The organism is Pseudoalteromonas sp. 2CM41L (genome assembly GCF_023161905.1).
GTDB lineage: Bacteria > Pseudomonadota > Gammaproteobacteria > Enterobacterales > Alteromonadaceae > Pseudoalteromonas > Pseudoalteromonas atlantica.
Genome location: NZ_JALNTN010000011.1, coordinates 81,422 through 106,540 on the forward strand (window position 1 = coordinate 81,422; position 25,119 = coordinate 106,540).

Sequence of the window (25,119 nt, forward strand, 5' to 3'; positions counted from 1 at the left end):
TGCGTGATAAGCAGGTTTAATAATGCATTTAAATAACGTTAAAAGAGTATGGAATAACAGTGGACTAATTTTACACAGGTAAAAGGGGTTTAGGCTTGCGAGTAAGTAAAGGCTGTAATTAGGGCGGGGTAAAATGTGTGGCTAATATATTTAATAACCACACATTTAAATTTTCACTTTAAAATACTAAAGACACTTAGCTAATTAATCGCGAAAGTTTTTAAACTGAAAAGGCTGACCTAAATCTGCAGTGCGAACGACTTGCATAGCAGCTTGTAAATCATCACGTTTTTTACCCGTTACACGTACTTCTTCACCTTGAATAGCAGCTTGTACTTTTACTTTTGAGTCTTTAATGGCTTTAACTACTTTTTTAGCCATGTCTTTCTCAATGCCTTGTTTAAGTGCAACATTACGAAACACGTTTTTACCAGCACGAGTGATGTCTTGTAGTTCCAAGCTTGCTACGTCCATACCACGCTTAGAAATTTTACCTGCTAAAATATCAAACAATTGCATAACTTGTGAGTCAGCTTCTGCTTTTAGTTTAATTGTTTTGTCGTTTAGCTCAATTGATGCATCTACGCCTCTAAAGTCAAAGCGCGTTTCTAGCTCACGGTTGGCGTTATCTACTGCATTTTTAGCTTCGTTCATTTCTACTTCTGATACGATATCAAATGAAGGCATTGGGTTCTCCTAACTATTAAATCTAAATTTATGCGCCGATTATAACGCTAAAATTATAAATCTTTACATTTTTCTGCCAGTTGTTCAGGTGCGATACTAATTTAGTTTGATATACTGCAGCCTCTTTTTTAAGCGGTTTTAGGATTTATCGTGACAAGGCGTGTTTACCAAGCAGTTTTTTTGATTAGTATTGTGGTGTTTACCCTCTTATTTGCCAAAGAAATAAAAGGCGGCGTTACGAACTTATTTCCACATGTTGATAAAGTTGCCCACTTTGGGATATTTTTTATACTTGCCATCATTATGGATAAAGCCTTTAAGTTACCGCTGTACACGCAAGTACTTTTGCTTGCGGGCTACGGTGCAGCAATAGAAATAATGCAAGATGCGCTTCCCTACAGGCAGGCCTCGTTAGGTGATTTTGTTGCTGATTTTGCCGGTGCGGCCACGTACTTTTTACTAAGAACCATTTTTACTCCTCGAAAAAAGAACCCTTATGGCTAATATTCTTATTATTGGCGACGGCGCTATTGGTTTATTGCTAAGCCATTTTTTATCTAAAGCTCACACTGTTCATGTGTTAACACGCAAAGCCACTGCAAATACACGCTTTTATTGCAAAGCAAAACAGCCTTCGCAAAAAATTAATGCACGATTTATTACACTTAAGCAAATTAATGAACAGCCCGCGTTTGATATTGTTATTTTTGCAGTAAAGGCTTTTCAGGTGCAATCGGCCTTTACGCAAATTAAACCCTTTTTATCGCCAAGTAGTGTACTTATTGTATCGCACAACGGTATGGGTAATGTTGAAACACTCAATGAGCAACTCGATAAGCAACAAGCGTTGTACTTTTTAACCACCAGCATGGCTGGCTTTAAAACAAACGACTTTATAGTACAGCACACCGGTGAAGGTAAAAGCGTATTAGGTGCCTGCAACCCTTGCGCGCACAGTTATCGCCAAGCAATGTGTGAGCAATTGCAAAACGTGCCGCAGCTTAGCTACACTACTAATATTGAGCAGCTACGATTTGAAAAACTATTAGTAAATATTGCCATTAACCCATTAAGCGCATTGTATGATATTAAAAATGGTCAGTTACGTGCCCCTTATTTTAATAGCATTATCTTTAATTTATTAACTGAGGCATGCCAAATAGCCCAGGCTTTAAAGCTTGATATTAAGCTGGCTGATGCACTTAACAACGCTTATAACGTAATGATGCTAACCGCTGAAAACTACTCTTCAATGCATCAAGACGTAGCGCATAACCGACAAACCGAAATAGACGCCATTTGTGGCTATATTAGCCAACAAGGTAAGCGATTAAATATCAGCACCCCGCTAAACGATGCCCTACTTGCTAAAATTAAGGCAAAAAAAAGCGTGGTATAAACCACGCTCTAAATTACGGTTAACCTTTACGGGCGATAAACTTTTACACCCGTAAAGCCTGCTTCATGAAGAATAAGCGCCTGTAACTGGCTCATAACCCCTCTTTCACAATACAGGTAGTAATCCTTATCTTTTGGCAGATCACCAAATTTAGTCGCTAAGCGGAAAAACGGTAAATGCACTACATCTATACCGTCAATCTCAAGCGGCGCTGCATCCTCTTCCTCTGGTGAGCGAATATCAACAACCACAGCACCCGCTGGTAAATCAACTACCGACTCAGCTTCTTTAAGTTCTTGCTTAGCTTCTACGTCTATATCACGCACATCCATAATGCGAGCGTTTTCAACAACAGTATTAAGCACATCAAAGTCGAACTTTTCTTCTTCGGCTTTAATAACGTCAAGTTTAGCTTTAACCGTTGGCTTTTTAGATATTACGCCACAGTACTCAGGCATGGTTTCGGCCATTTCTGCGGTGCCAATTTTACGTGCAATATTTATAATTTCTTGTTTGTCGTGCTGAATAAGTGGGCGCAAAATCAGGGTTTCTGTTACGCGGTCAATTACACTTAAATTAGCTAAGGTTTGGCTAGAAACCTGACCTATACTCTCACCAGTTACCAAGGCTTGAATATTTAATTTTTCGGCTACTTGGCTGCCAGCACGCATCATCATGCGTTTTAGCACAACACCCATTTGGCTGTTTTCAACGTTCTCTAAAATTTCGGCAACAACCGGTTCAAAATCAACCGTGATAAATTTAACTTTATGGGTAGAGCTAAATTTTTTCCATAAATAGTAGCAGGCTTGCTTAACACCAATTTCGTGTGCTGCGCCACCTAAATTAAAGAATAAAAAGTGCGTGCGAGCGCCCTTACGGATCATCTGATAACTTGCTACACCAGAGTCAAAGCCGCCTGACATTAACGAAAGCACGTCTTCTTGTGTTGGTAGTGGAAAGCCTGCCATACCTAGGTGAGTTTGCGTAACTATGTAGGCTTTATCGTCTTTTACTTCTAAGCGAATAGTTACTTCTGGGCGGCTTAACTTAACGCGCGCGCCTTCAACGTGCTGGTTTAAACCACCACCCACGTAACGCTCTAAATCGGTAGAAGTAAAGTCGTGTTGACCAATACGCTTTGCGCGTACACAAAACGTTTTACCAACAATGGTGTGCCCTACTAGGTCTATGGTTTTTTTATAGATATCGTCAAGCGTTGTGAAATCAGTTTCGGTCACTTCAATAAATTGCACAATACCAGGAATGCGCTGCAAGCTATCGATAAAGTCTAGGCGTGTTTGTGCATCATCAAGCTTAGTTACAACAGAAATATTATCCCAGTTGTTTCTTACTTGTACTTTTTCGTCAACACGGCGCAATACAATTTTAATGTTATTTTCTAACACTTTAGTAAAGCGTTTACGTACCGAACGGCTTTTAATGGCAATTTCAGGATGTAGTTTGACGATAAATTTAAGCATAGTTCACTCTTAGACTGCGGGAATTCGCGCTCCCAGGCATTGGGCGCGCGATTATAGCAAAAATTTTTGCGTCTAGGAACTAACCAACTAACAGCAGTTAGGCAAGCGCTGGCGCTTGCTCTGCAAGTTGGGTGTATTTTTCACGTAACTGATTCATTTTAAGAATGCTTTTTTCGGTGCTGTAAGCCCTAAATAATGCTAATACTTTTAAAATGCCATGATAAATATCTTGCTCAGCTAAATTACCACTGAGCCTACGCGCTTTAATATACGGAGTCCAAAAACTAACGGTTAGCTTAAGAGTATGGGCAAGTTCAAGCGCATCTTGCTCTTCTATGGCAATCATTTCGTTATCGCGCAGGCCTAAAATAACTTGGCGAACCTGCTCTAATAAAGTTGACTGAAAGCCAATGTAGGCTTGTTTTAAGCTTTCATCTCTGGAGAGGATGTCGCCTAAGTTGTCGTAAAAAAAATGATAGCGCCACATTAGCTCAAATAATGAATCTAAATAAGCAGTTAAATGATCAAACGCATCATCGTTTGCTTCAATGGGTTTAAAATGAGTATGTAAATGCTCGCTGTAAAGCGCAAAAATATGTCGGATAATGTCTTCTTTATTTTTAAAATGATAGTAAAGATTACCCGGGCTCATCCCTAAATGTGATGCAATATGATTGGTTGATATTGCACGCTCACCATGTTCATTAAATAACGAAATACTGGTGTGTATTATTTTATCCTTAGTATTCATATGCGACGACTCAATTTAACTTATAAACTACATTACACTAAATATCAGCCTTGCAGTATAAACAAATCGGGCTGGTTTAAATACCATCATAATTTACTATTTTAAAAACGAAGTCTGATTATGCTGCACGCAGACATTTGCAATAATGTAGTGCTGTTAGCTAACGCAAAGCCTAAGCAGCGTAATTACACTTTAAAAAATGGTAACTCATTTAAAGCACTTTTACTGATTAAATATCAAACATAAAAGCTCAACCTGATCTCCTAGGCTGATTTGTAGAACAAACACTGATAGACTACTTAAAAAATAATAGTTAGTGAAATCTATGAACGTTACGGCAATCTATCCTGGTACATTCGACCCGTTAACCAACGGCCACACCGACCTAATTCAGCGCGCAGCTAAAATGTTTAGCACGGTTATTGTTGCTATTGCTCATAACCCTTCTAAAAAGCCGTGCTTTAGTCTCGATGAGCGAGTTGATTTAGCCAACACTATTTTAGGGCATTTAAGTAATGTAAAAGTGATTGGCTTTTCAGGCTTACTAGCCGATTTAGCTTTTGATCATAAAGCCGATGTGCTTATTCGCGGTATTAGAGCGGTATCTGATTTTGATTACGAATTTCAGCTCGCAAATATGAACCGCCGCCTAAATCCAGATTTAGAAAGCGTATTTTTAACACCTTCTGAGCGCAATTCGTTTATATCATCAACCTTGGTAAAAGAAGTTGCCCGCCATAATGGCGATGTGAGCGAATTTGTAAGCCCACTTGTAGTGGATGCTTTAAAACAAAAGTTAGGCTGCGACGCAAACTAAAAAAACACAATTAGCGCACTTTGGTGCGCTAATATACCTAACTACTTTATACCTAACTACTTTTTAGCCATAGCTTGTAATTCATTGCGGTTAAATAAAGCGCGCTTAAGCTTTACCAAGCCTAAAATATCTTTGTTTATAAATAAAACCAATGCCATTACTAAGTCACTTGTAAGCTGCCCAATACCATAAAGCCCCCAAAACCACCAATACTCTATATTACCAAGAACGATACTATCGTAATGCATACCGTAAAATACAAACGCATTAAAACTAAGCCCCACGATTAAATAATAAAAAGCGATCGGTTTAGCTTTCGATAAAAAAATCATCCATATCATCAAAGCGATTATGGTAACTGCATCAAATAAGAACAGTTTTAAGTGAGGTGTGGCTGTTTGCGGGTCCATAACCATACTTGATGTATATGAAGCCATCATAATAAATGATATTTTGGCTAAACTTTTATCTGACTTATTTATGCTTGTAGATAAGCAATATAAAAATGCAAAAACAAACAGCCATGTAATTAAAATGGTTATGTAATCATAAAGATCAGCCATCGCCCATAACAGGCTATGCATATCGTGAGGGCTTAAATTTTGTTGTTAAATAATTACTTAACTTTGCTAAACCTAAAATATCTTTATTTAAAAGGCTTACTGTAATCATTAGTAAATCGCTAAAATTAACACCTACAAAGTAAATATCCCAAAACCACCAGTACTCATAGTGATGCATAATATCGTTGTCTATGTACATCGCAAAAAATAAAGAAGTATTAATACTTAACCCAATAAGTAAATAAATGTACAAGGTGCAACTTTTTATAAAAAAACCACATAAAGCAATTGAGGCTAGTGTTGCAGCATCAAATAAGAAAAAATCAAAGTAGGTTATGGAGTCCATATCAATAAATAAGCTAGATGAATATGAAAGTGCCATGATTGATGTTAACCAAACTTTGCTCTTATCAGCGTTATTTATTGAGCTGACCAGTGAGTACAAAAAAGCCATTAAAAAGCCCCACTGTACAAATGCACCTATATAGAAGGTTATATTGGTATTTAATATTAAATCAATCATGAAACCTTAACGCCTGAAAAGTAAAAATTGTACCGCTATCTACACTTTTGAGGCGTAGGAAATACCATAAGACAATAATTAAATTAACTCACTCCCTCAGCCTTTCTATAAATAATCTCAAATATCTCCTAAGCCGAAGTAAACCTAAAATATCTCTGTTTATAATTAGTACAATTGCCATTGTGAAATCGCTAAAATACATCCCAAAAATATATACCGCCCAAAACCACCAATAGTAAAGTGTACCTTGTATAACAATGTCGTAATGCATACCTAAAAATAAACAGGCATTAAAGCTCAGCCCTACAATTAAATAATAAAAGGGCGTAGGTATAGTTTGTTTGGTGAAATTACGCCACAGAAGTAAAACCAAGATAGTTACAGCATCATAATAAAAATAATTTAAGTGCGGTGTTTCTATAATTGGATCCATAAACAAACTAGCTATGTAGGATACCATCATAATAAATGAAAGTTGTGCCCTGCTCTTATCTGGCTTATTAATACTTGCCGATAAGTTATACAAAAAGGCAATAAGAAAAAACCACGTAAACAAAATACCTACGTTGTATCCTAAATCGACCAGTCCCCAAAGAACATCAACCACTTTGCTTCAATCTCATAACACCGTTCACCAACTTATCAGTAGCATGCACTAACATTAAAAAATCCTTTTTAACGAAAAAAATACTAACCATGATGATATCCATAATATTAATAACAACCGTATAAAAAGACCAAAACCACCACGGTTCGTAATTACCACGTACAAACACATCTATGTGCATAGCTAAAAATAATAACGAATTGATGCTCAAGCCAAATAATAAGTAAGTAGATATGCGCTTTTCAGGTAGGAAATACCGCAGAAATAAAATAAAAAATAAAGTGCCTACATCATAGCAAAACAGTTCTATGTAACTAATGTTGTAAATATCTATAACTGTACTTAAGCAGTAAGAAACTACCATAACTAAAGATAGCCATACTGCCTGTTTTGATGGATTGTTAATGCTAGTTGTTAGTGAATATAAAAAGGCCATTAAAAACCCCCACTGCACTAACGCACCGATATAAACTGACACTTCAGGAGGGATTAGAACATTATCCACTATTGCGGTTTCTTAGCAAATAACGAGTAAATAAGGTTTTTTAAATAAATAATTTTTAAAAAATCTTTATTAATAAACAGCACTAAAATCATACTCAGATCAGAAATGGCCACCACTGATGAATACAATCCCCAAAACCACCAATAGGTGTAATTATGTAAAATATAAGAGTCTAAATACATACCTAAAGCAAAGCACATGTTGATACTCAGCCCAAGCATAAGATACATAAATGCAACTGTTTTCTCTTTAATATAAAAGTATTGGGCAATAATTAAAACCACAATGGTGATAGCATCTAAAATAGCGAGATCAAGGTAAGTAATGGTTTGGTAATTGAACAAAACACCTGGAAAATACGAAATAGCCATAATCGATGAAAGTATAATTAACGCTTTAAAGCGTGAATTGATAGATGAGACTAAAGAAAATAAAAATGCCATGAGGAACCCCCATTGCAATACCACACCGATTATATGGGCAATTCTCACATCTAATAAAAAAGAGATGATATCCATCTTAAAAGTAAACGCTAATAATAAGCACCTCAAAAATAATAAACAACACCATTAACTGAGCACCTAGCTTAGTATTTTACTTATCCAAACTATAACTTTCATTACCATAAACGTATCGATACTTCGTCTTTAAAATGCTAGCTGCAAAAGCCACCTTTTAAGCTTAATTAAGCCTAAAAAGTCTCTATTGATAATTAGTACGGCGATCATACACAAATCAGAAAACATAACAGCCGATGAATAAAAGCGCCAAAACCACCAGTAGGTGTAATTATATAGAATATTGGTATCTAGATACATGCATAGGGCTAAAAAGGTGTTAACGCTAAGGCCGATGATTAAGTAGACATAAGCTGTCGTTTTCTCTTTAATAAAATAACGCTGAGTTACATACACAGCAACTAAAATAGCGATATCTAAAAGGGCAAAATCTAAATAAGTAACCGTTTGAAAGTTTGTGAATATCCAAGGCAAATAACCTATCGCCATAATACTCGAAAGTACAACAAAGCCTTTAAAGGGATTATTAATAGAGGATACGAATGAGTACAAAAAGGCCATGAGAAACCCCCACTGCACAATAGCGCTTAATATATAAGCGAAATCGAAGTTAGAGATTAAGATAAATATACCCAATGGTGTGAAGCTTTTAAATTTAAATTTTATTAGCTTATTAAAGCTTTGAACTTTTCATAAAAAGCTGGCTTGTGAATGTCTTAAGTTTATGAATGCCAAGAAAGTCTCGATCTACAATTAGAGCAACGATCATGGTGAAATCTATTATATTCACAGAAAAGGTATAAAAATCCCACAAAAACCATGGCTCTTTAGTTTGGTAAATATAAATATCACAGTAAATTAACAAACTGAAAATAGAGTTTAAAATAAGGCCTGTTATAAGGTAGAGAAAAGAGGGTGTACTATTTTTAGAAGCTTTATACGCCAATAATAAAGCGCCTACTGTCGCATAGTCGTATAAAGCCCAATCAAGATAGACAGTACTTTTAAGCGAAAACCAATTAAAAAAATAATCTGAAGCTGTGTAAGATACCATCATAATTGCTGAACTGAGTAATAGAGTAGTTTTTCTCTTTACCCCAATTGAATAAACAAATACATTGAATAAGAAGGCCATTAAGAACCCCCACATCGTAAATGCTGATAAGGAAAAAAAGCCAAAAAACTCAGTTAAAAACATTCATTACCTTATTATTTAGGTCTAATTGGAACTATAATCCCACCACGCTGTAAATCAGCACTGGCAGCACTCATCGCCTCTTGAGAGAAACTTACTGTATCAGATTGTAGGGTTTTAGGGCTAGCAATTTGTTCCGCTGCAGGCTGTAATTGTTGTGTTTTATTGTATGCTTGCATTTGTAATTGGCTATTAGCTGAAACTTGCATGTGATTGATCCTTGTATAAGTTTTAATATTATTTGGCGCAACTTTTAATCACACCATCATGTAGGTAATTGCATTACCTGTTTTAAGCAGTGATAGCTATTTTGCTATCTGACTTATACAAAGCAACCAGCGTGCCAAGATTTTTTGACATACCCATAATATATGCTAACAAGGTATTTTATTTACACTAAGCTTTAAGTTAACCCTTGCTACTAAAGTAAAAACTCGCACCCGAACTCATCTGACCAGTTTATTATACACATAAAAAAACGTACAGGGGTAACCGTACGTTTTTTATATCCAGGGAATTTAAGCCACGTATTTACACGGGATCTCCGCACGTGTACTTGGCTTTAAAATATATTCCATTGCTACTTCGTCACAATTTTCTTTACGAAGGCAAAGTTCGCAATCTTTCATTACCTTCTCTGGTAACGATTCTTTACTACAAAAAGTAAAACGTTGCTGTTCAAAAAAATCCGGCACGCGGGTTAGTACAATAACGCGATTAAGCGCCAATTTTTTGGCTTTTGCTAATAAGTGCTCTACAAGCTGCCTACCCTGCCCAGTTACCGCGCTTTGTGGATCAATGCCTAAAGAGCGTATTTCAGCAAGCCCCGTGTCGTAAATGTATAACGATGCACATCCCGACACTTTGCCGTCTATTTCCGTTACTGCAAATTCGTTAATTGAATGCACCATGTCGCTTTTAGCACGCGGCAAGTTTTCACCTACAGTGGCCCAGTGCTGTATCAGCCTAGCAATATCTTCAACATCATCTAAATTTGCATCACGAACCGTTATTTGCTGTTTTTTTTTGGCTTCTTTAACCGCTTTAGTAACTTGTTCAATAGATGTACCGCCAAGCGCTTGACGTGCTTTAATACAGGCATCTATTTCAAGTACTGGGTAAACGTCATCTTCAAATACGTCATTAACCGATTTGTACTGCTCAAGCGAAAGCTCTTCAAGAGTTTTACCTTCACTTATAGCAAGCTGCACAAGTACACCCACAATGTGGTGGCCTTCTCTAAATGGCACACCTTTAGCTACTAAGTAGTCTGCAAGCTCTGTCGCATTAGCATGGCCGCCTTTTGCTGCTGCAAGCGTTTTATCGCCGTTTACTTTTACGCCTTTAATACACGCTTGCGCCATGTGAATACAGGCAAGCCAAGTTGGCATAGCGTCAAAAAGACCTTCTTTGTCTTCTTGCATATCTTTATTGTACGCAAGAGGGAGTGCTTTTAAGGTCATCATCATGGCACTAAACGCACCAAATACACGGCCAGTTTTACCACGAATAAGCTCTAGTGCATCAGGGTTCTTTTTCTGCGGCATTAACGATGAGCCAGAGGTAACATTATCAGCAAGCTCTATAAATCCGGCTTCACCAGAATTATAAAATATTAAATCTTCAGCCATACGCGATAAATGAATCATAGAAATAGAAGCACAGCTTAAAAGCTCTACTACAAAATCACGGTCAGATACGCCATCAAGGCTGTTTTTAGTTGCGCCAGTAAAGCCTAGGCCTTGCGCCAAAGCTTGGCGATCAATTGGGTAGGCAGTACCTGCTAGTGCGCCACTGCCTAGAGGGCAAAAATTAAAACGCGCTTTGGCATCTTGCAAGCGGCTTTCATCACGCTCTAGCATCTCTACATAAGCCATACACCAATGGCTAAACAGTACAGGTTGAGCACGTTGTAAGTGAGTGTAGCCTGGCAATATAGTGCCCAGTTCGCGCTCAGCTAACGCCACAAACTCAGCTTTTAGTGCAGCAATTGCACCGAGTAAATGATCAGCAGTATCGCGGCACCATAATCTAAAGTCAGTGGCTACTTGGTCATTACGGCTTCGGCCTGTGTGTAGCTTTTTAGCTAAATCACCTACTTTTTCGATTAGTGCAGCTTCTACGTGCGAGTGAATGTCTTCTGCACCTGAGGTTGCCACTGCTTGTGGATCTGCTTTTACTTCTTCAAGCAGTTCATTTAGTGCTGCAACCAACTTAGTGTGCTCATCGCTTGTAAGTACATTTACTTGCTCAAGCGCACCTGCCCATGCCACAGAGCCAATAATGTCTTGCTCTGCTAACTGATAATCGAACGGAAGTGAGTCGTTAAATTGTTTAAACGCCTCATCTGGACCCGTAGAAAAACGTCCGCCCCATAATGCCATGAAATCTCTCCAAACCCTGTAATGCCCCTTATACAAGGGGCTATAAATAATTTACTTTTTAGCCATTGCTGAAATTCTGCTCGAAAGCGAGAATAAACGAATAAAGCCTTCAGCATGTGACTGGTCATATACGTCGTCTTCACCAAATGTAGCAAAGTCTTCGCTGTATAAGCTATTAGGTGATTTTTTCTGAACAGCTGTCACTTGCCCTTTGTAAAGCTTAAGTACAACTTCACCCGTTGCTAGTGTAGAAAGCGCTTCTGCGCCCGCTAAAATAGAATCTTTAAGAGGTGTAAACCAACGACCGTCATAGACTAAATGCGAAAACTCACCGCCCAGTACTTCTTTCCACTTACGGCTTGATTTATCAAGTACTAGCTCGTCAATGGCTTGCAGTGCCGCCATAATAACGGTGCCACCAGGAGTTTCGTAACAGCCGCGCGATTTCATGCCTACTAAACGGTTTTCTACAATATCTACACGGCCAACACCATGTGGCGCAGCAATGTCGTTTAATTTAACTAAACAGTCGTAAGGCTTAAGCTGCTCGCCATTTACGGCAACCACTTCACCCTCAATAACCGTAAGCGTTACATGCTCAGCTTTATCGGGTGCTTGCTCTGGTGAGTTAGTCCAGGTCCAAACTTGGTCACTAGGCTCACACCATGGATCTTCAAGCTCGCCGCCTTCGTGCGAAATATGCCATGCGTTAGCATCACGGCTGTATATTTTTGTTGCTGAAGCAGAACACAGAATATCACGCTCAGCCAAGTAATCTAATAATGATTCACGGCTTGATAAATCCCACTCGCGCCATGGTGCAATTACTTTTAAATCGGGTGCAAGTGCTGCAAAACATGATTCAAAACGTACTTGGTCGTTACCTTTACCAGTACAACCATGCGAAAGTGCATCGGCACCTACTTTACGTGCAATTTCAACTTGCGCTTTAGCAATAATAGGGCGCGCCATAGACGTACCTAATAAATAAGTACCTTCGTAAATAGAACCCGTTTTAAGCGTTGGGTAAATGTACTCACTTACCATTTCATCTTTTAAGTCAACTACGTAACACTCAGATGCGCCTGATGCGATGGCTTTTTCTTCAACGCCTTCTAGCTCTTCAGCGCCTTGGCCTACATCGGCAACAAAGGCAATTACTTCACAACCGTAGTTTTCTTTTAACCATGGCACGATAGCTGAAGTATCAAGACCACCTGAATAGGCTAAAACGACTTTTTTAATTGAACTCATAGGTGTTCCTTAACAAAATTTGGATTTAGTAATGTAACTAGCAGAGCATTTTGCGCATGCATACGATTTTCTGCTTGTTGAATAATTTTTGATGCTGGGCCATCCATTACCTCAGAGGTAATTTCAAACTCACGGTGTGCCGGTTGGCAATGTAATACCGTAGTTGCACCTGTTTGTTCTAGCAATGCTTGGTTTAGCTGATATGGCATATATTTTTCTTTAACTTGCTCAAGAGGCGTATCATCGCCCATAGACACCCACGTATCTGCATATACAACATTAGCGCCTACAGCGGCTTCTACACGGTCGCTTACCATTACTGATGCGCCATTCATTGCAGCAATTTGCTCAGCCTTTTTAAGAATTTGCGAATCAGGCGAGCTGCCTTTTGGTGTAACAGCAACAAAATCAGTACCTAGCGTTGCCGCTAATAACATAAGTGAATGAGTAACGTTGTTACCTTCACCTAAGTAAGCCACTTTTAGCTCGCTTACATCGCCGTGTACTTCTTGTAGCGTTAAAAAGTCAGCCAATGCCTGGCACGGGTGATATAAATCACACAAGCTATTAACGACAGGTACACTAGAGTATTCACCTAAGGTGGTTAACGTGCTGTGCTGGTTTACGCGCGCTACAATTCCATCAGCCCACGTAGAAATATTAAGTGCAAAGTCTTTTACAGATTCACGTGCACCCATAGCGCCGTTTTGCTGATCTAAATACACAGCGTGGCCGCCTAAACGGTTAATTCCAATATCAAACGATAAACGCGTACGTAAACTTTGCTTTTCAAATAAGGTAACAATTGACTTACCCGCTAATACTTGGCTGTACTTTTCTGGCTTTGCTTTTAAATCACGCGCTAGTTTTAGTAAATTTAGTGCGCCTTGTTGGTCTAATTCTAGACCCGTTAAAAAATTCTCTAACATGATAACCCTATGGTGTAATTTTTGTTCCGACATGCTCGCCCTGTAGCAAAGCAGTTAAATTGTCTGGCTTTTGCCAGCTGGAAATATACACACCGCGTCGTAAATGTTGGGCAGCGTGCAGGCTGGTCTTAACTTTGACCTCCATTCCGCCCAAAATTACCCCTTCATCAATTAAAGTATCAATGTGTTTTGTGTCAAGTTGATGTAACGGCTGCTTGTTTGCATCAAGTACCGCTTCTACATCTGTCATAAAAATAAGTTCTGCATTTAAGTTGCTAGCAATCGCTGCGGCAGCTTCATCAGCATTAACGTTATACCAGTTACCTTGCTCATCAAACCCAATAGAGCTCACGATAGGTAACCTACCAAGCTTAAGTAAATCGTTAACAATTGAATCATCATTACTTTCGCACTTACCTACTTGCCCAAGCGCTTTTAGCTTTTGAGACGCCATAACTCCGGCTTCATACAAACAAAGGCCAACAGGTTTATGGCCTGCATTAATAGCTTGGCTTATCAACTGCTTATTTGCACAGCCAGCCAACGCCCCCACTATGTAAGGCATTTGCTCACTTGGGCTAATACGCAGTCCTTGGTGCTTTGCACTAGCAAAGCCTGCTTGTTTTAGCCAAGTGTCAACTAACGAGCCACCACCATGAACAATAACAAACTGATTATTTTGATCAGCGCTTAATACATCAAACAAAGCTTTTGCCGCGTTTTCAGTATTAAGTACAGCACCACCTAATTTAATTACCCACGTTTTAGTGCTCATTAAAAGGCTCCTTCTAAGCCAGTGGTGTGATCTAAATTCATCGATAAGTTAATACATTGCAAGGCTTGGCCCGCAGCGCCTTTTAATAGATTATCTATCGCTGCCATAACAATCAGTTGAGAGCCTTGCTGCTGCCAACCAATATCAACATACGGTTGTTTTACCACGCTTTTAATAGATGGCACTTTATCAGCTAACAAACGAATCAACGGCTCGTTCTTAAGTACTTGATAAGCATCAGATACGTTTTCCTTGGTAACGCCTGGCTTAAGCTGTACATAAATAGTTTCTAAAATTCCACGCGGAAAATTACCTAAGTGCGGTGTAAATAACACCTTGTGGCCAAGGTGTTGTTCAATTTCAGGCCCATGACGATGGTTAAATAAACCATATGGGGCAAGCGATACTTCACAAAAATGAGTACCTACGCTGGCTTTACGCCCTGCGCCAGTAACACCTGAAACAGCATTAATAATCACTTTTTCATCACTCAACAAGCCTGCCTGTTGCAACGGCTTTAACGCATTAAGCGCAGCGGTTGGGTAACAGCCGGCTACTGCCACAAGATTTGCATTGGCAATTGCACTGCTATTCCATTCAGCTAACCCGTAGGCTGCTTCGTTTAATAACTCAGGATGTTGGTGCTCAAAACCATAGTAAGTAACATAGTCGTCGTTGCTAGCAAGGCGGTAACCACCTGATAGGTCAAATACTTTTTTACCCATAGCTAAAAACTGCGGGGCTAAATCAACACTTACTTTGTGATCAGTACATAAGCAGATGTAATCGGCACTCGAATTTATGTCATCAAACGCTGATTCGCTCAGTGGTAGTAGAGGTATATCAAGAAGATTTCTGTGCTCTGGGTATAAATCACTTAATAATTTATGTTTATCTAAACTTCCCTCAGAGACATAACAGCCCGATAACGTTAAATTAGGGTGCTTAGCAACTAAGCTTGCTAATTCTGCGCCGCTATAACCGCTTGCGCCAATAATCGCTACATTCATTTTTTACTCGTTTATAAATTTACTACTAAATAGGTGTGGTGTTCGCTTACACTAGCTTAGATGCTAGCTAATACTTTTCTCAATGAATTGTTGATTATCGTCGCATTATCTTCATGGCTATACTTAATATATTTATGCTTAAAAAGTGAATTGATATTCATCATAAATACTTTTATATTGTTATGCAATTAAATTGAATAATTATTTTGGATTTTTTTATGTCTGTGCCGTCATTTATCTCTATGTACCAACAACTCATTGCAGCCCCCTCTATTAGTGCAATAGAAGATGAACTTTGTATGAGTAATAAAGGGGTAATAGAGTTGCTAGCACGTTGGTGCGAAAGTTTAGGTTTTACTTGCGAAATTATAGAGTTAGAAGGTGGGAAAGGCCGATACAATCTACTTGCAAAGCGGGGGCAAGGCGATGGCGGCTTAATGCTTGCAGGCCATACAGACACCGTACCGTTTGACGATAGCCGCTGGAACCACGACCCGTTTAAACTCACTGAACATAACAATAACTTATATGGGTTAGGTAGTATTGATATGAAAGGCTTTTTTGCTTTTGTATTACAAGCTATTAGTGAGCTTGATATAAAACAGCAAACACAACCTATTTTAATACTCGCCACTGCCGATGAAGAAACCACCATGGCGGGAGCGCAGCAGATTTGTAAGCACCCTAATTTAAAACCTGCGCGTTGTATTATTGGTGAACCTACTGATATGACTCCTGTATTTACTCACAAAGGACATATGAGCACGGCTATAAGAGTGATTGGCCGCTCAGGTCATAGCTCCGATCCCGAACGTGGTCTTAACGCCATCGAAGTCATGCATAAAGTGATTACAAAGTTGCTGATCTTAAAAGAGCAGTTAAAGAATAAATATTCAGTTGAACATTTTGAAATACCTTACCCTACCTTAAATTTAGGTAATATTCATGGTGGCGACAACGCAAATCGAATTTGTGGCTGCTGCGAAATGCATATAGACATGCGCCCGCTCCCAGGGTTAAGCATTAAAGACTTACAAGCCTTACTTATTGATGCCACCAGCGATATAAACACGCAATACCCAAGCGCAGTGAGCGTAATTGATTTACACGAGCCCATTCCAGCTTTTAGTGGCAGCACTGATAGCGCACTCGTTAAAATGGCAGAAAAAATTGCAGGAGAAAAAGCCGTTGCAGTAAATTATTGCACAGAGGCTCCGTTTATTCAGCAACTTGGCTGTGAAACAATAGTCATGGGGCCAGGCTCAATTAATCAAGCTCACCAACCTGATGAATTTTTAGCAATGGAGAAAATAAACCCATCGCAAAAAATTATAACTGACATTATTAGGGCAAACTGCTTTAACGCTTAAAAAGAAGACTGTATTAAAACTCACAGCAAAAATAACAAAGGCGCCCATTGGCGCCTTTGTTTTAGTTTATACCTAGGCGTTACTGCATATACTTACTTAAGTACTTTTTAAATACAGGGTCTGTTTTAGCAAGCTCTTTTTGCTCAGCTAAAATCTCTTTTAATATAACTCCCGATGTGAGCGGATTAGCCAATACCACTCTAAATACCACTGTCGGCTGATTATCGTACTTTGAAGGGGTTAAGCGAGTACGCGATACAAACGAGCGTCCTGATTCACGTTGGCGTTTTTGCATACTGGCAGTAAAGCGATTGAGCGACGCGAAAATTTCTAACCGTGTTGCGGCATCTGCTTGGGCTATGGCTTGTTTAATTTGTTTAGGCACATAGCGGTATGTAAGCAAACACAGCTCAGGCTCTGAAATCAGCTCAAAGTCTTCATCGGCTTTAATTAAATCAGCAAAGTAATGTGCTTTTTTGATACTACGATCAATAAGCATTTCGTAGCCCTTGCGGCCAATAACGCGTAAACAAGCATGTACTAACATAGCCATACCTGGGCGGCTGCCTTCAAGTGTATGGCTTCCTAAATCTTTTGAACCTTTACGTAATATGTACTCTGCATGGTGCTCTATTGCATCCGTAGCAGTTGGGTCTTTAAATAACACCAAGCCTGCGCCCATTGGCACATACATTTGTTTGTGTGCATCAATGGTAATTGAATCTGCGCGCTCAACTCCTTTTAATAATGGGCGATGCGTTTGCGATAAAAGCGTTGCCCCACCCCACGCTGCATCAACGTGAAAATGGCATTTTATTTGCTGCGCTAAATCGGCCATATCATCAAGAGGGTCGATATTACCGGTCTCGGTTGTGCCAGCAACCCCAACAATCGCCATAACTTTTATGCCTTGCGATTCAAGCTCTAAAGCTTTTTCGCGCATGGCATTCACATCAACCTTGTTATTTTCGCAGGTTTTTACACCAATTAAATTTTCACGGCCGATGCCTAGTAAATCAATTGATTTACCTAAAGAATAATGCCCTCGCTCCGACACTAAAACGGCCAGCCCTTTATAGCCATAATGCAGCATACCGGCAACGAGCCCTTGAGCGGCAATGCCTTTAAAGCTGCCGTCGGGTTTTAATAAGCGGTTACGCGCAATCCACAATGCCGTTATGTTTGCAACTGTACCACCAGAACAAAAAGCACCGAGTGATGTTTTAGCACTGTGCATCCATTTAGAATAAAACGACTCATCTTGCGAGTAAGCTAAATGATGCATCATGCCTAGTACTTGGCGCTCTAGGGGCGTAAATGCTTTTGAGGTTTCTATTTTTACTAGGTTTTGATTAAGCCCCACCATCAATTTTGAAAGCGGTAGTAAAAAATGCGGAAGAGCCGATGTCATATGCCCAATAAAGCTAGGCGCAGCCGTGTGTACCGAATGGGCAACTAGCTGCTCCATAATATCTTGGGCGTAAGCAGATACAAACGTTGGGTTTTCTGGGATCACCGCAGCCTGAAAATCTTTTTCAATTTCGTGTAATGGTTTTTCAATTGCCGCTATATTTTCGTTTAAAAACCCTGCTAAATTACTCGAAATTTCAAGCTCAATTTTGCTTAAAGTTGAGTCTGGCGCTTCAGGTACAGTAAATATACGCTTAAGGCTTTCTTTAGAGGCGACGGCACAACGCTTTTGATCCATCTTTATACCTAGTGTGTGTGTAGCTAAAACACGCGTTTAACAGTTAAAAATGCCAAACTATGGCGCTATTATAAGCAGCGTGCTTCTTTTAAAAATTGCGCTAACTTTACTGCAATATAAGTAAAATGTCTCCCTTTAAGCCATAAAAGCGACTAAACGGATGACAAATATTGTAAAAAAATTTCAATAATAGGATTTTATTAAAAAGTCACATTTTAGTTTTGGGCAAATTGCATTTATGCGTATACTTAATATGTGTAACAATAAGGGACAAGTATGCTCACAGGGAAATTAAAAGGGAAGTGGTTTATAGCTGGCTTTACATTGTTTTTGGTCAGTTTATTAGTCTATGTTTATTACACCTATAGCTCAGCGCGTAGCGAAATTATGCACGCTGTCGATGAGCGCCTTCTAAATGCCGCCACCAGCGTAAAACATATTTTAGGGCAAAGTTACCACGATAGAATTAGCCAAGGTTACGATATTGGTTTTTCGGTTTACCAAACTAAAAGCAAACAACTCTCAGAGCTTGCACAAGCGCTTGATATAGCTTACGTCTATTCGATGATCATGCGCGATAACAAAGTTTACTTTACCTCATCCAGCTACACTAAAGACGATCAAGAAAATGCGCGGGTTACGCAATTTCTTGATTTATACCCAGAGGCCACCGACATTAACAGGGGCGCGTTTTATTCTACCGAGCCTGTTTTTGAGCAATCTAGCGACCAATGGGGTGATTTTAAAACTGTTTTTATTCCCTTTGTAGATAAATATGGTACTACCTACATTACGGGTGCCGACATAACCTTAGATGATTTAAATAAAAAGCTTCAATACAGCGTCACTAAAGCCATAATAACGGCGTGTTTTTTCTTTTTTATTGCGGTACTGGTTGCAGCTATTTATATATATTTGTTAAAGCGCACCCTAGCAACAGATGCCAGTACGGGCTTTGCCAATCATATTGCGCTTGAGTACTTTATCAAAAAGAGTAATTCACACCACATGCAGATTGCCATTATTTGGGTGAACGAAATTGAAGATATTAATAGCTTTTATGGCACTCAAGTTGGCGACAACGTAATGAAAAACTTGCTCAGTCATTATCAAAGTCGCATCCCGCAAAGCTGTAAGGTGTATCGCCTTGCTACCAATAAAATTGCCGTTCTTACCCCTAAAAGCTTTAAAAGCAGCGAACTGAGCGATTTAGTTGAGTCGTATAACGCAAACAGCCCGGTATTAACAAACCCATTTATTTATATAACTTACTGCGCAGGTATCGCCAGTGGTAATAAATCACTACTGATTGAAAACGCGCACATTGCAACGCTTCAGGCTAAACATGGCCGCGGTAAGGTTGTTAGCTACTCAAAAGTAATGAGCGATGTAAAAAACCAATATCAATACAATGTAAGCCTTGCCAAAGAGGTTCAAGAAGCATTTGATAACAACCGCATAGTGCCTTATTTTCAGGCTATGTTTCACACCACTAATAATGAAGTAGTACATTACGAATGCTTAGCCAGAATGGTAACTAAAAATGGCGAAATTTTAAAACCCGACTCATTTTTAAATGTAGTGAGCCGCTCAAGAATGGGCGGACTATTAACGCGCACGCTATTTAGCCAATGTATAGAGCGGTTTAGAAAAACAGATATATGCTGGAGCTTAAATATCAGCGATAAAGATATACTCGACCCTAGTTTGAGTGAATACATTGCTAACGAGCTTAAGCGCTACCCGCACCCAGAAAACATAACGCTTGGCCTTTTAGAGTCACACGCTATTACTAATTTTTTAGAGGTTAAAACGTTTATTTCTATGGTAAAAACCAAAGGGGTGAATGTCATTATTACTGGTTTTGGTAGTGGTTATTCAAATATTTCGAATGCGCTAAAGCTTGAAGTAAACGGTATAAAACTCGACGGCGCATTAGTAAAACAAGCAGTAAGTGATGAAAATATAGCCTTATTTATTACGCATACAGTTCATGCTGCAAAGCAACTTGGTTTAACGCTCATGGCAGAATCGGTAGAAAATGTAAGTATTGAAAATGCGCTTAAAAATGTAAATGTGGCACTGATGCAAGGCAATTACTTTGCTTACCCAGCGCCACATGTTAACTCATCTAGCCAAGAGGAAGTGGCCGTTTAAAGATCTATCACTAAACGATGGCTTTGTTGGCCGCTGGCCCAGTATTTACGCTCAAACGGAGTAATCGCTTCGTTTGACTCATACAGCGTTACCTCACAAGGATGACCCGTTAGTTCAAGCGCTCTGGCAAACTCTTTTACATAAATATCCCAGTTACTGCGCACCTCTAAGCGACCGCCTAGCTTAACAATAAACGGAAAAATAGCCGCGCCGTGCCACCTACGCTGGATATGCTTAGATTTAGGCCATGGGTTAGGATAAAGCAAATAATGATGAGTAGGCTGCCAATTAGCAGCCACAGCTAAACGCCAAAAGTCGTTTAAGTCAGCTTGTACCAAAATGTACTGGCCGCTGTCTGTTTGTTTATATTCAACATCGTGCTTATCTAAGCGGTGTGACGATTTATCAATACCAATAATTAATGCATCTGGGTGGCGCTTAGCTAAATTAGCCGAGCTCTCCCCTACTCCACAACATGAGTCTATAATAAGCGGTCCATTAAAAGCTTGAACCTGCTCATTGACTTCATCAAACGCTTGTTGAGTGTGCTCAGCAATAGGCTTTTTAAACTCTGCGTTTAAATGCTTGTTAACGATTTCATCAAGCTTTTCGTGTATACCCGCCTGATTAGATACAATACTGCGTGAATTTGCATCGCTCATTAATGTCTAAGCCCCACACCTTTTTTAATTAACGTTAGCGCTAAAGTAAATAGCACCGTAATAAATACTAATATAACGCCAAGTGCGACACTTAAATCAACATCCGACACGCCTAAAAAGCCATAACGAAACGCATTAACCATATAAATAATTGGGTTTATTTGCGATACATTTTGCCAAAACTCTGGCAGTAGCGTAATTGAATAAAATACGCCGCCTAAGTATGTTAGTGGCGTTAAAATAAAGGTTGGGATAATACTAATATCGTCAAAACTATTGGCGTAAATAGCGTTAATTAAACCACCTAGTGCAAACACCGCTGAGGTTAAAATTACCGTCGCCATAATTACAAATATATTGTGTATTTGAATATCCACAAACAACAGCGATACACAGGTAACAATAAAGCCCACCATCATGCCGCGGGTCATACCGCCACCCATATAACCAAGTACAATTATGTAATTAGGCACAGGCGCAACCAGTAGCTCTTCAATGCTTTTTTGAAACTTGGTTGAATAAAAACTAGAAGCAACATTAGAATATGAGTTGGTAATAACCGACATCATTATTAGCCCCGGAACAATAAATTCCATGTAGCTAAAACCACCCATTTCACCAATACGTGAGCCAATTAAATTACCAAAAATAACAAAGTATAAACTCATCGTAATCGCCGGCGGTACTAAGGTTTGCACCCAAATACGTAAAAAACGAATACACTCTTTAATCCATAAACTCTTTAAGGCTACGCCATATTTAAACATTTATTCGCCCCGCCCTTGCTCTAGTAATCCTACAAATAACTCTTCTAATCTGTTTGCTTTATTACGCATACTCAAAACAGTGTTACCTTGCTCGGTTAGCGCGCTGAAAACTGCATTTAAGCCTTGAGATTTAGCCACTTCAACTTCTATGGTGTGTTCATCAGGCATGCTAAACGAGTACCCCTCAAGGGTGACTGGCTGTGCTGGCTGTTTTAAATCAAGCACAAAGGTTTCTTTATCAAGCTTAGCTAGTAACGCTTTTATAGTGGTGTTTTCAACAATACGTCCAGTATCAATAATGGCGATGTTTTTACATAAAAGCTCAGCTTCTTCAAGGTAATGCGTGGTTAAAATAATCGTTACGCCTTGCTCATTAATTTGGCGTAAAAAATCCCACATTGATCGGCGCAGCTCTATATCAACCCCTGCTGTGGGTTCATCTAATATTAGTAGCTTTGGCTCATGCATTAATGCGCGGGCAATCATTAAACGGCGTTTCATACCCCCAGAAAGCGTACGTGCTTGCTTGTCTTTTTTTTCTAATAAGCCAAGCTGAGTTAAATATTTATCGGCACGCTTATGCGCTTCTGCTCGGGTAACACCGTAGTAGCCTGCTTGATTTACCAATATTTGGCCAAGCGTTTCAAACTGACTAAAGTTAAACTCTTGTGGCACAAGGCCTAAATGCGCTTTAGCAGCTTCAAGGTCGGTATCGATGTTGTGACCAAACACTTCCACCTTACCTTGTGTTTTATTTACCAAGGACGATATAACACCAATAGTGGTCGACTTACCGGCACCATTTGGGCCAAGTAAGGCAAAAAAGTCGCCTTCAAAAACTTGTAAATCAACACCTTTCACGGCCTCTACACCGTTTTTATAAACCTTGGTCAGGCCTTCTATATTTAAAGCAACATTTTGCTTATTCATTATTTACCCTCACCATAACCCCAACGTTTAGTTAGGTTATGTTCAATGTTTAAATGATCTAAAATTCGCGCCACCATAAAATCAACTAAGTCTTCAATACGTTGTGGCTTGTGATAAAAACCAGGCGCAGCGGGCATAATAGTGACCCCTAAACGCGCAAGCTTTAACATATTCTCAAGGTGAATTTCGCTAAAGGGAGTTTCGCGTGGCACTAAAATTAATTGCCCTCGCTCTTTAATAACTACATCGGCTGCACGCTCGAGTAGGTTATCTGATGCACCGAGTGCAATAGCAGACACAGACCCTGCACTGCACGGGCATACTACCATTTTTTTAGGCGCCGCAGAGCCTGAAGCTACAGGGCTAAACCAGTTATCTTTACCAAATACTTTTAACTGCTCTGGCTTGGCATTAAATAAAGCACTTAACTGCTCGGTTGCTTTGTCTTCATTAGCTGAGAGTTTAATGTTTGACTCTGTATCAAGCACCACGCGCGCAGCACTTGATATAAGTACATACACTTGAAATTGCTGCGCGAGTAATACTTCAAGCAATCTTAAACCGTAAGGCGCGCCTGAAGCACCACTAAACGCCAGTGTAATTTTATCTTTAAACTGCACATTATTCTCCGCTGTATTTTTTAGCTAAACCATCAACTAAGTGTTGATGTAAGCCATTAAAACCGCCATTGCTCATAATTAATATGTGCTGATTTGGCATTATATTTTCAAGCACAGTGTCAATAATCATTTGCGTACTATTAAAACACTGCATACCGGCATTATCGGCTTGCGATTTAAGAGACCAATTTAGGTTATCGGGCTCAAATAACAGCACGTCATCGGCATCACTTAACGAAGCAAGTAGCGTATGTTGGTGCACACCCATCTTCATGGTGTTTGAGCGAGGCTCTAAAATAGCAATAATTTTTTCATCACCCACTTTTGCACGTAACCCCGCAAGCGTGGTTTTTATTGCTGTTGGGTGGTGCGCAAAATCGTCGTACACTTTAATGTTATTTATATCGGCTTTAAGCTCCATACGCCGTTTAGGGCTAATAAACTCTTCAAGCGCTGCAATGCTATGCTCAACGGCTATACCTACGTGGCGCGCTGCCGCGATAGCCATAATGGCATTTTTAACATTATGCTCGCCTATTGCTTGCCAATTAACTGTGCCTTGAAGTTCATTGTTTAAAAGCACATTAAATTGGCTACCATCAGCGCTTAGCAAGTCATAATGCCAATCACCATTTAAGGTTTCACTTTCGCTCCAGAGCCCTTGCTTAATAACATCATCAAGTGCGACATCGTCTTTTGGCCAAATTACCTTGCCAGTATGAGGTAATGTACGCATTAAGTGATGAAATTGTTTTTTTATTGCGTTTAGATCGTCAAAAATATCGGCGTGGTCAAACTCAAGGTTATTTAAAATGAGCGTACGTGGTAAGTAATGCACAAACTTGCTGCGCTTATCAAAAAAAGCGGTATCGTATTCATCCGCTTCTATTACAAAAAACGGGGTTTCGCCCACTTTCGCTGACACACCAAAGTTTTGAACTATGCCACCAATTAAAAACCCGGGTTTTAAACCTGCATACTCTAAAATCCACGCCAGCATACTTGCTGTGGTGGTTTTGCCATGTGTGCCTGCCACCGCAAGCACCCAAGCATTTTGCAATAGGTTATGTTTAAGCCACTCTGGCCCCGATGTATACGGCAAGCCCTTATCTAACACATATTCTACACAGGGGTTACCTCGGCTCATGGCATTACCAATAACCACCATGTCTGGCTTTGGCTCTAACTGTTTTACGTCGTAACCTTGGGTTAGCTCAATGCCCAGCTGCTCAAGTTGAGTGCTCATCGGCGGGTAAACATTTTGATCAGAGCCGGTTACTTTATGGCCAAGCGATTTAGCAATAGCCGCTATACCGCCCATAAAGGTGCCGCAAATGCCTAATATATGAATATGCATAACTTTTTAAATCCTTTCGTACTTCGCACGTCAGTGAAGTTTAATGGCGCTATAATGCCAAATTTTAGGCTTCGTGACTATGCGCGTATCGTCAATTCACTGATGCTAAAACAGCGTTAATAAAATAAAAAAGCCCTCTTACCTAAG

The 25,119-nt window shown here is 39.5% G+C and carries 27 protein-coding genes; 5 read left to right on the plus strand and 22 right to left on the minus strand.

Annotated features, from left to right (window positions below):
• Positions 1-204: 204 nt before the first annotated feature.
• Complete coding sequence (locus MTF64_RS13405; RefSeq protein WP_004588518.1) at positions 205-687, minus strand: YajQ family cyclic di-GMP-binding protein; 483 nt, start codon at positions 685-687, stop codon at positions 205-207.
• A gap of 150 nt (positions 688-837) precedes the next feature.
• On the opposite strand from MTF64_RS13405, the gene MTF64_RS13410 reads away from it, so the two are divergent.
• Both MTF64_RS13410 and MTF64_RS13415 read left to right on the plus strand, forming a co-directional pair.
• Positions 838-1,191 (plus strand): VanZ family protein, encoded by a 354-nt coding sequence (locus MTF64_RS13410; protein WP_004588519.1) that lies wholly within the window; start codon positions 838-840, stop codon positions 1,189-1,191.
• Positions 1,184-2,086 carry a ketopantoate reductase family protein gene (locus MTF64_RS13415; RefSeq protein ID WP_004588520.1) on the plus strand — a complete coding sequence of 301 codons (903 nt, stop codon included), beginning with the start codon at positions 1,184-1,186 and terminating at the stop codon, positions 2,084-2,086. Before MTF64_RS13410 ends, MTF64_RS13415 begins: the two co-directional genes overlap by 8 nt.
• A 26-nt stretch (positions 2,087-2,112) precedes the next feature.
• On the opposite strand, the gene thiI is transcribed toward MTF64_RS13415, so the two are convergent.
• Complete coding sequence (gene thiI / locus MTF64_RS13420) at positions 2,113-3,570, minus strand: tRNA uracil 4-sulfurtransferase ThiI (RefSeq protein WP_248451696.1); 1,458 nt, start codon at positions 3,568-3,570, stop codon at positions 2,113-2,115.
• 97 nt (positions 3,571-3,667) lie between these two features.
• Positions 3,668-4,321 (minus strand): TetR/AcrR family transcriptional regulator, encoded by a 654-nt coding sequence (locus MTF64_RS13425; RefSeq protein WP_004588522.1) that lies wholly within the window; start codon positions 4,319-4,321, stop codon positions 3,668-3,670.
• A 325-nt stretch (positions 4,322-4,646) separates the two neighbouring features.
• On the opposite strand from MTF64_RS13425, the gene coaD reads away from it, so the two are divergent.
• The gene (gene coaD, locus MTF64_RS13430) at positions 4,647-5,138 is read left to right on the plus strand and encodes a pantetheine-phosphate adenylyltransferase (protein ID WP_248451697.1); all 492 of its coding nucleotides are present in this window, start codon (positions 4,647-4,649) and stop codon (positions 5,136-5,138) included.
• Between the two features lie 56 nt (positions 5,139-5,194).
• On the opposite strand, the gene MTF64_RS13435 is transcribed toward coaD, so the two are convergent.
• The 13 genes from MTF64_RS13435 to argC form a co-directional block, all read right to left on the minus strand.
• Entirely contained in the window at positions 5,195-5,722 is a 528-nt protein-coding gene (locus tag MTF64_RS13435; RefSeq protein WP_248451699.1) for a hypothetical protein, read from the minus strand.
• A complete protein-coding gene (locus tag MTF64_RS13440) occupies positions 5,715-6,224 on the minus strand; it encodes a hypothetical protein (RefSeq protein ID WP_248451700.1) in 510 nt (169 codons plus the stop codon). The genes MTF64_RS13435 and MTF64_RS13440 overlap by 8 nt, the downstream gene beginning before the upstream one ends.
• An 88-nt stretch (positions 6,225-6,312) precedes the next feature.
• Entirely contained in the window at positions 6,313-6,831 is a 519-nt protein-coding gene (locus MTF64_RS13445; protein WP_248451701.1) for a hypothetical protein, read from the minus strand.
• Positions 6,824-7,336 (minus strand): hypothetical protein, encoded by a 513-nt coding sequence (locus tag MTF64_RS13450; RefSeq protein ID WP_248451702.1) that lies wholly within the window; start codon positions 7,334-7,336, stop codon positions 6,824-6,826. The genes MTF64_RS13445 and MTF64_RS13450 overlap by 8 nt, the downstream gene beginning before the upstream one ends.
• A complete protein-coding gene (locus tag MTF64_RS13455) occupies positions 7,336-7,779 on the minus strand; it encodes a hypothetical protein (RefSeq protein WP_248451703.1) in 444 nt (147 codons plus the stop codon). The genes MTF64_RS13450 and MTF64_RS13455 overlap by 1 nt, the downstream gene beginning before the upstream one ends.
• A gap of 204 nt (positions 7,780-7,983) precedes the next feature.
• On the minus strand, positions 7,984-8,415 hold the full coding sequence (locus MTF64_RS13460; protein WP_248451704.1) for a hypothetical protein: 432 nt from the start codon (positions 8,413-8,415) through the stop codon (positions 7,984-7,986).
• Positions 8,416-8,527: 112 nt separating this feature from the next.
• The gene (locus MTF64_RS13465) at positions 8,528-9,052 is read right to left on the minus strand and encodes a hypothetical protein (RefSeq protein ID WP_248451705.1); all 525 of its coding nucleotides are present in this window, start codon (positions 9,050-9,052) and stop codon (positions 8,528-8,530) included.
• Positions 9,053-9,063: 11 nt separating this feature from the next.
• Positions 9,064-9,258 carry a hypothetical protein gene (locus tag MTF64_RS13470; protein ID WP_248451706.1) on the minus strand — a complete coding sequence of 65 codons (195 nt, stop codon included), beginning with the start codon at positions 9,256-9,258 and terminating at the stop codon, positions 9,064-9,066.
• A 309-nt stretch (positions 9,259-9,567) separates the two neighbouring features.
• Positions 9,568-11,433, minus strand: coding sequence for an argininosuccinate lyase (argH, locus tag MTF64_RS13475; protein ID WP_004588531.1), 1,866 nt, complete (start codon positions 11,431-11,433; stop codon positions 9,568-9,570).
• 51 nt (positions 11,434-11,484) lie between these two features.
• The gene (locus MTF64_RS13480) at positions 11,485-12,687 is read right to left on the minus strand and encodes an argininosuccinate synthase (protein ID WP_248451707.1); all 1,203 of its coding nucleotides are present in this window, start codon (positions 12,685-12,687) and stop codon (positions 11,485-11,487) included.
• Complete coding sequence (locus tag MTF64_RS13485; protein ID WP_024034341.1) at positions 12,684-13,616, minus strand: ornithine carbamoyltransferase; 933 nt, start codon at positions 13,614-13,616, stop codon at positions 12,684-12,686. Before MTF64_RS13485 ends, MTF64_RS13480 begins: the two co-directional genes overlap by 4 nt.
• A 7-nt stretch (positions 13,617-13,623) precedes the next feature.
• A complete protein-coding gene (argB, locus tag MTF64_RS13490; RefSeq protein ID WP_248451708.1) occupies positions 13,624-14,391 on the minus strand; it encodes an acetylglutamate kinase in 768 nt (255 codons plus the stop codon).
• Positions 14,391-15,401, minus strand: coding sequence for an N-acetyl-gamma-glutamyl-phosphate reductase (gene argC / locus MTF64_RS13495; protein ID WP_248451709.1), 1,011 nt, complete (start codon positions 15,399-15,401; stop codon positions 14,391-14,393). Before argC ends, argB begins: the two co-directional genes overlap by 1 nt.
• Before the next feature lie 218 nt (positions 15,402-15,619).
• Between argC and argE the strand changes: the two genes are divergently transcribed.
• Complete coding sequence (gene argE, locus MTF64_RS13500; protein ID WP_248451710.1) at positions 15,620-16,771, plus strand: acetylornithine deacetylase; 1,152 nt, start codon at positions 15,620-15,622, stop codon at positions 16,769-16,771.
• A gap of 79 nt (positions 16,772-16,850) precedes the next feature.
• Here argE and panP read toward each other — a convergent pair whose 3' ends face one another.
• Complete coding sequence (gene panP / locus MTF64_RS13505; protein WP_248451711.1) at positions 16,851-18,479, minus strand: pyridoxal-dependent aspartate 1-decarboxylase PanP; 1,629 nt, start codon at positions 18,477-18,479, stop codon at positions 16,851-16,853.
• Positions 18,480-18,755: 276 nt separating this feature from the next.
• Here panP and MTF64_RS13510 point away from each other — a divergent pair, with 276 nt between their 5' ends.
• On the plus strand, positions 18,756-20,636 hold the full coding sequence (locus MTF64_RS13510; RefSeq protein WP_248451712.1) for a GGDEF domain-containing protein: 1,881 nt from the start codon (positions 18,756-18,758) through the stop codon (positions 20,634-20,636).
• On the opposite strand, the gene MTF64_RS13515 is transcribed toward MTF64_RS13510, so the two are convergent.
• From MTF64_RS13515 to mpl, 5 genes are read right to left on the minus strand one after another with little or no spacing between them, the layout of a single operon-like run.
• Positions 20,633-21,298, minus strand: coding sequence for an SAM-dependent methyltransferase (locus MTF64_RS13515; RefSeq protein WP_054983169.1), 666 nt, complete (start codon positions 21,296-21,298; stop codon positions 20,633-20,635). The two genes, MTF64_RS13510 and MTF64_RS13515, sit on opposite strands and share 4 nt — an antisense overlap.
• A complete protein-coding gene (locus MTF64_RS13520; RefSeq protein WP_004588540.1) occupies positions 21,298-22,065 on the minus strand; it encodes an ABC transporter permease in 768 nt (255 codons plus the stop codon). Before MTF64_RS13520 ends, MTF64_RS13515 begins: the two co-directional genes overlap by 1 nt.
• Positions 22,066-22,995: an ABC transporter ATP-binding protein gene (locus MTF64_RS13525; RefSeq protein ID WP_004588541.1), complete on the minus strand. Its 930-nt coding sequence runs from the start codon at positions 22,993-22,995 to the stop codon at positions 22,066-22,068.
• On the minus strand, positions 22,995-23,615 hold the full coding sequence (locus MTF64_RS13530; RefSeq protein ID WP_004588542.1) for a flavin prenyltransferase UbiX: 621 nt from the start codon (positions 23,613-23,615) through the stop codon (positions 22,995-22,997). Before MTF64_RS13530 ends, MTF64_RS13525 begins: the two co-directional genes overlap by 1 nt.
• 1 nt (position 23,616) lies before the next feature.
• On the minus strand, positions 23,617-24,972 hold the full coding sequence (gene mpl, locus MTF64_RS13535; protein WP_248451713.1) for a UDP-N-acetylmuramate:L-alanyl-gamma-D-glutamyl-meso-diaminopimelate ligase: 1,356 nt from the start codon (positions 24,970-24,972) through the stop codon (positions 23,617-23,619).
• Positions 24,973-25,119 lie beyond the last annotated feature (147 nt).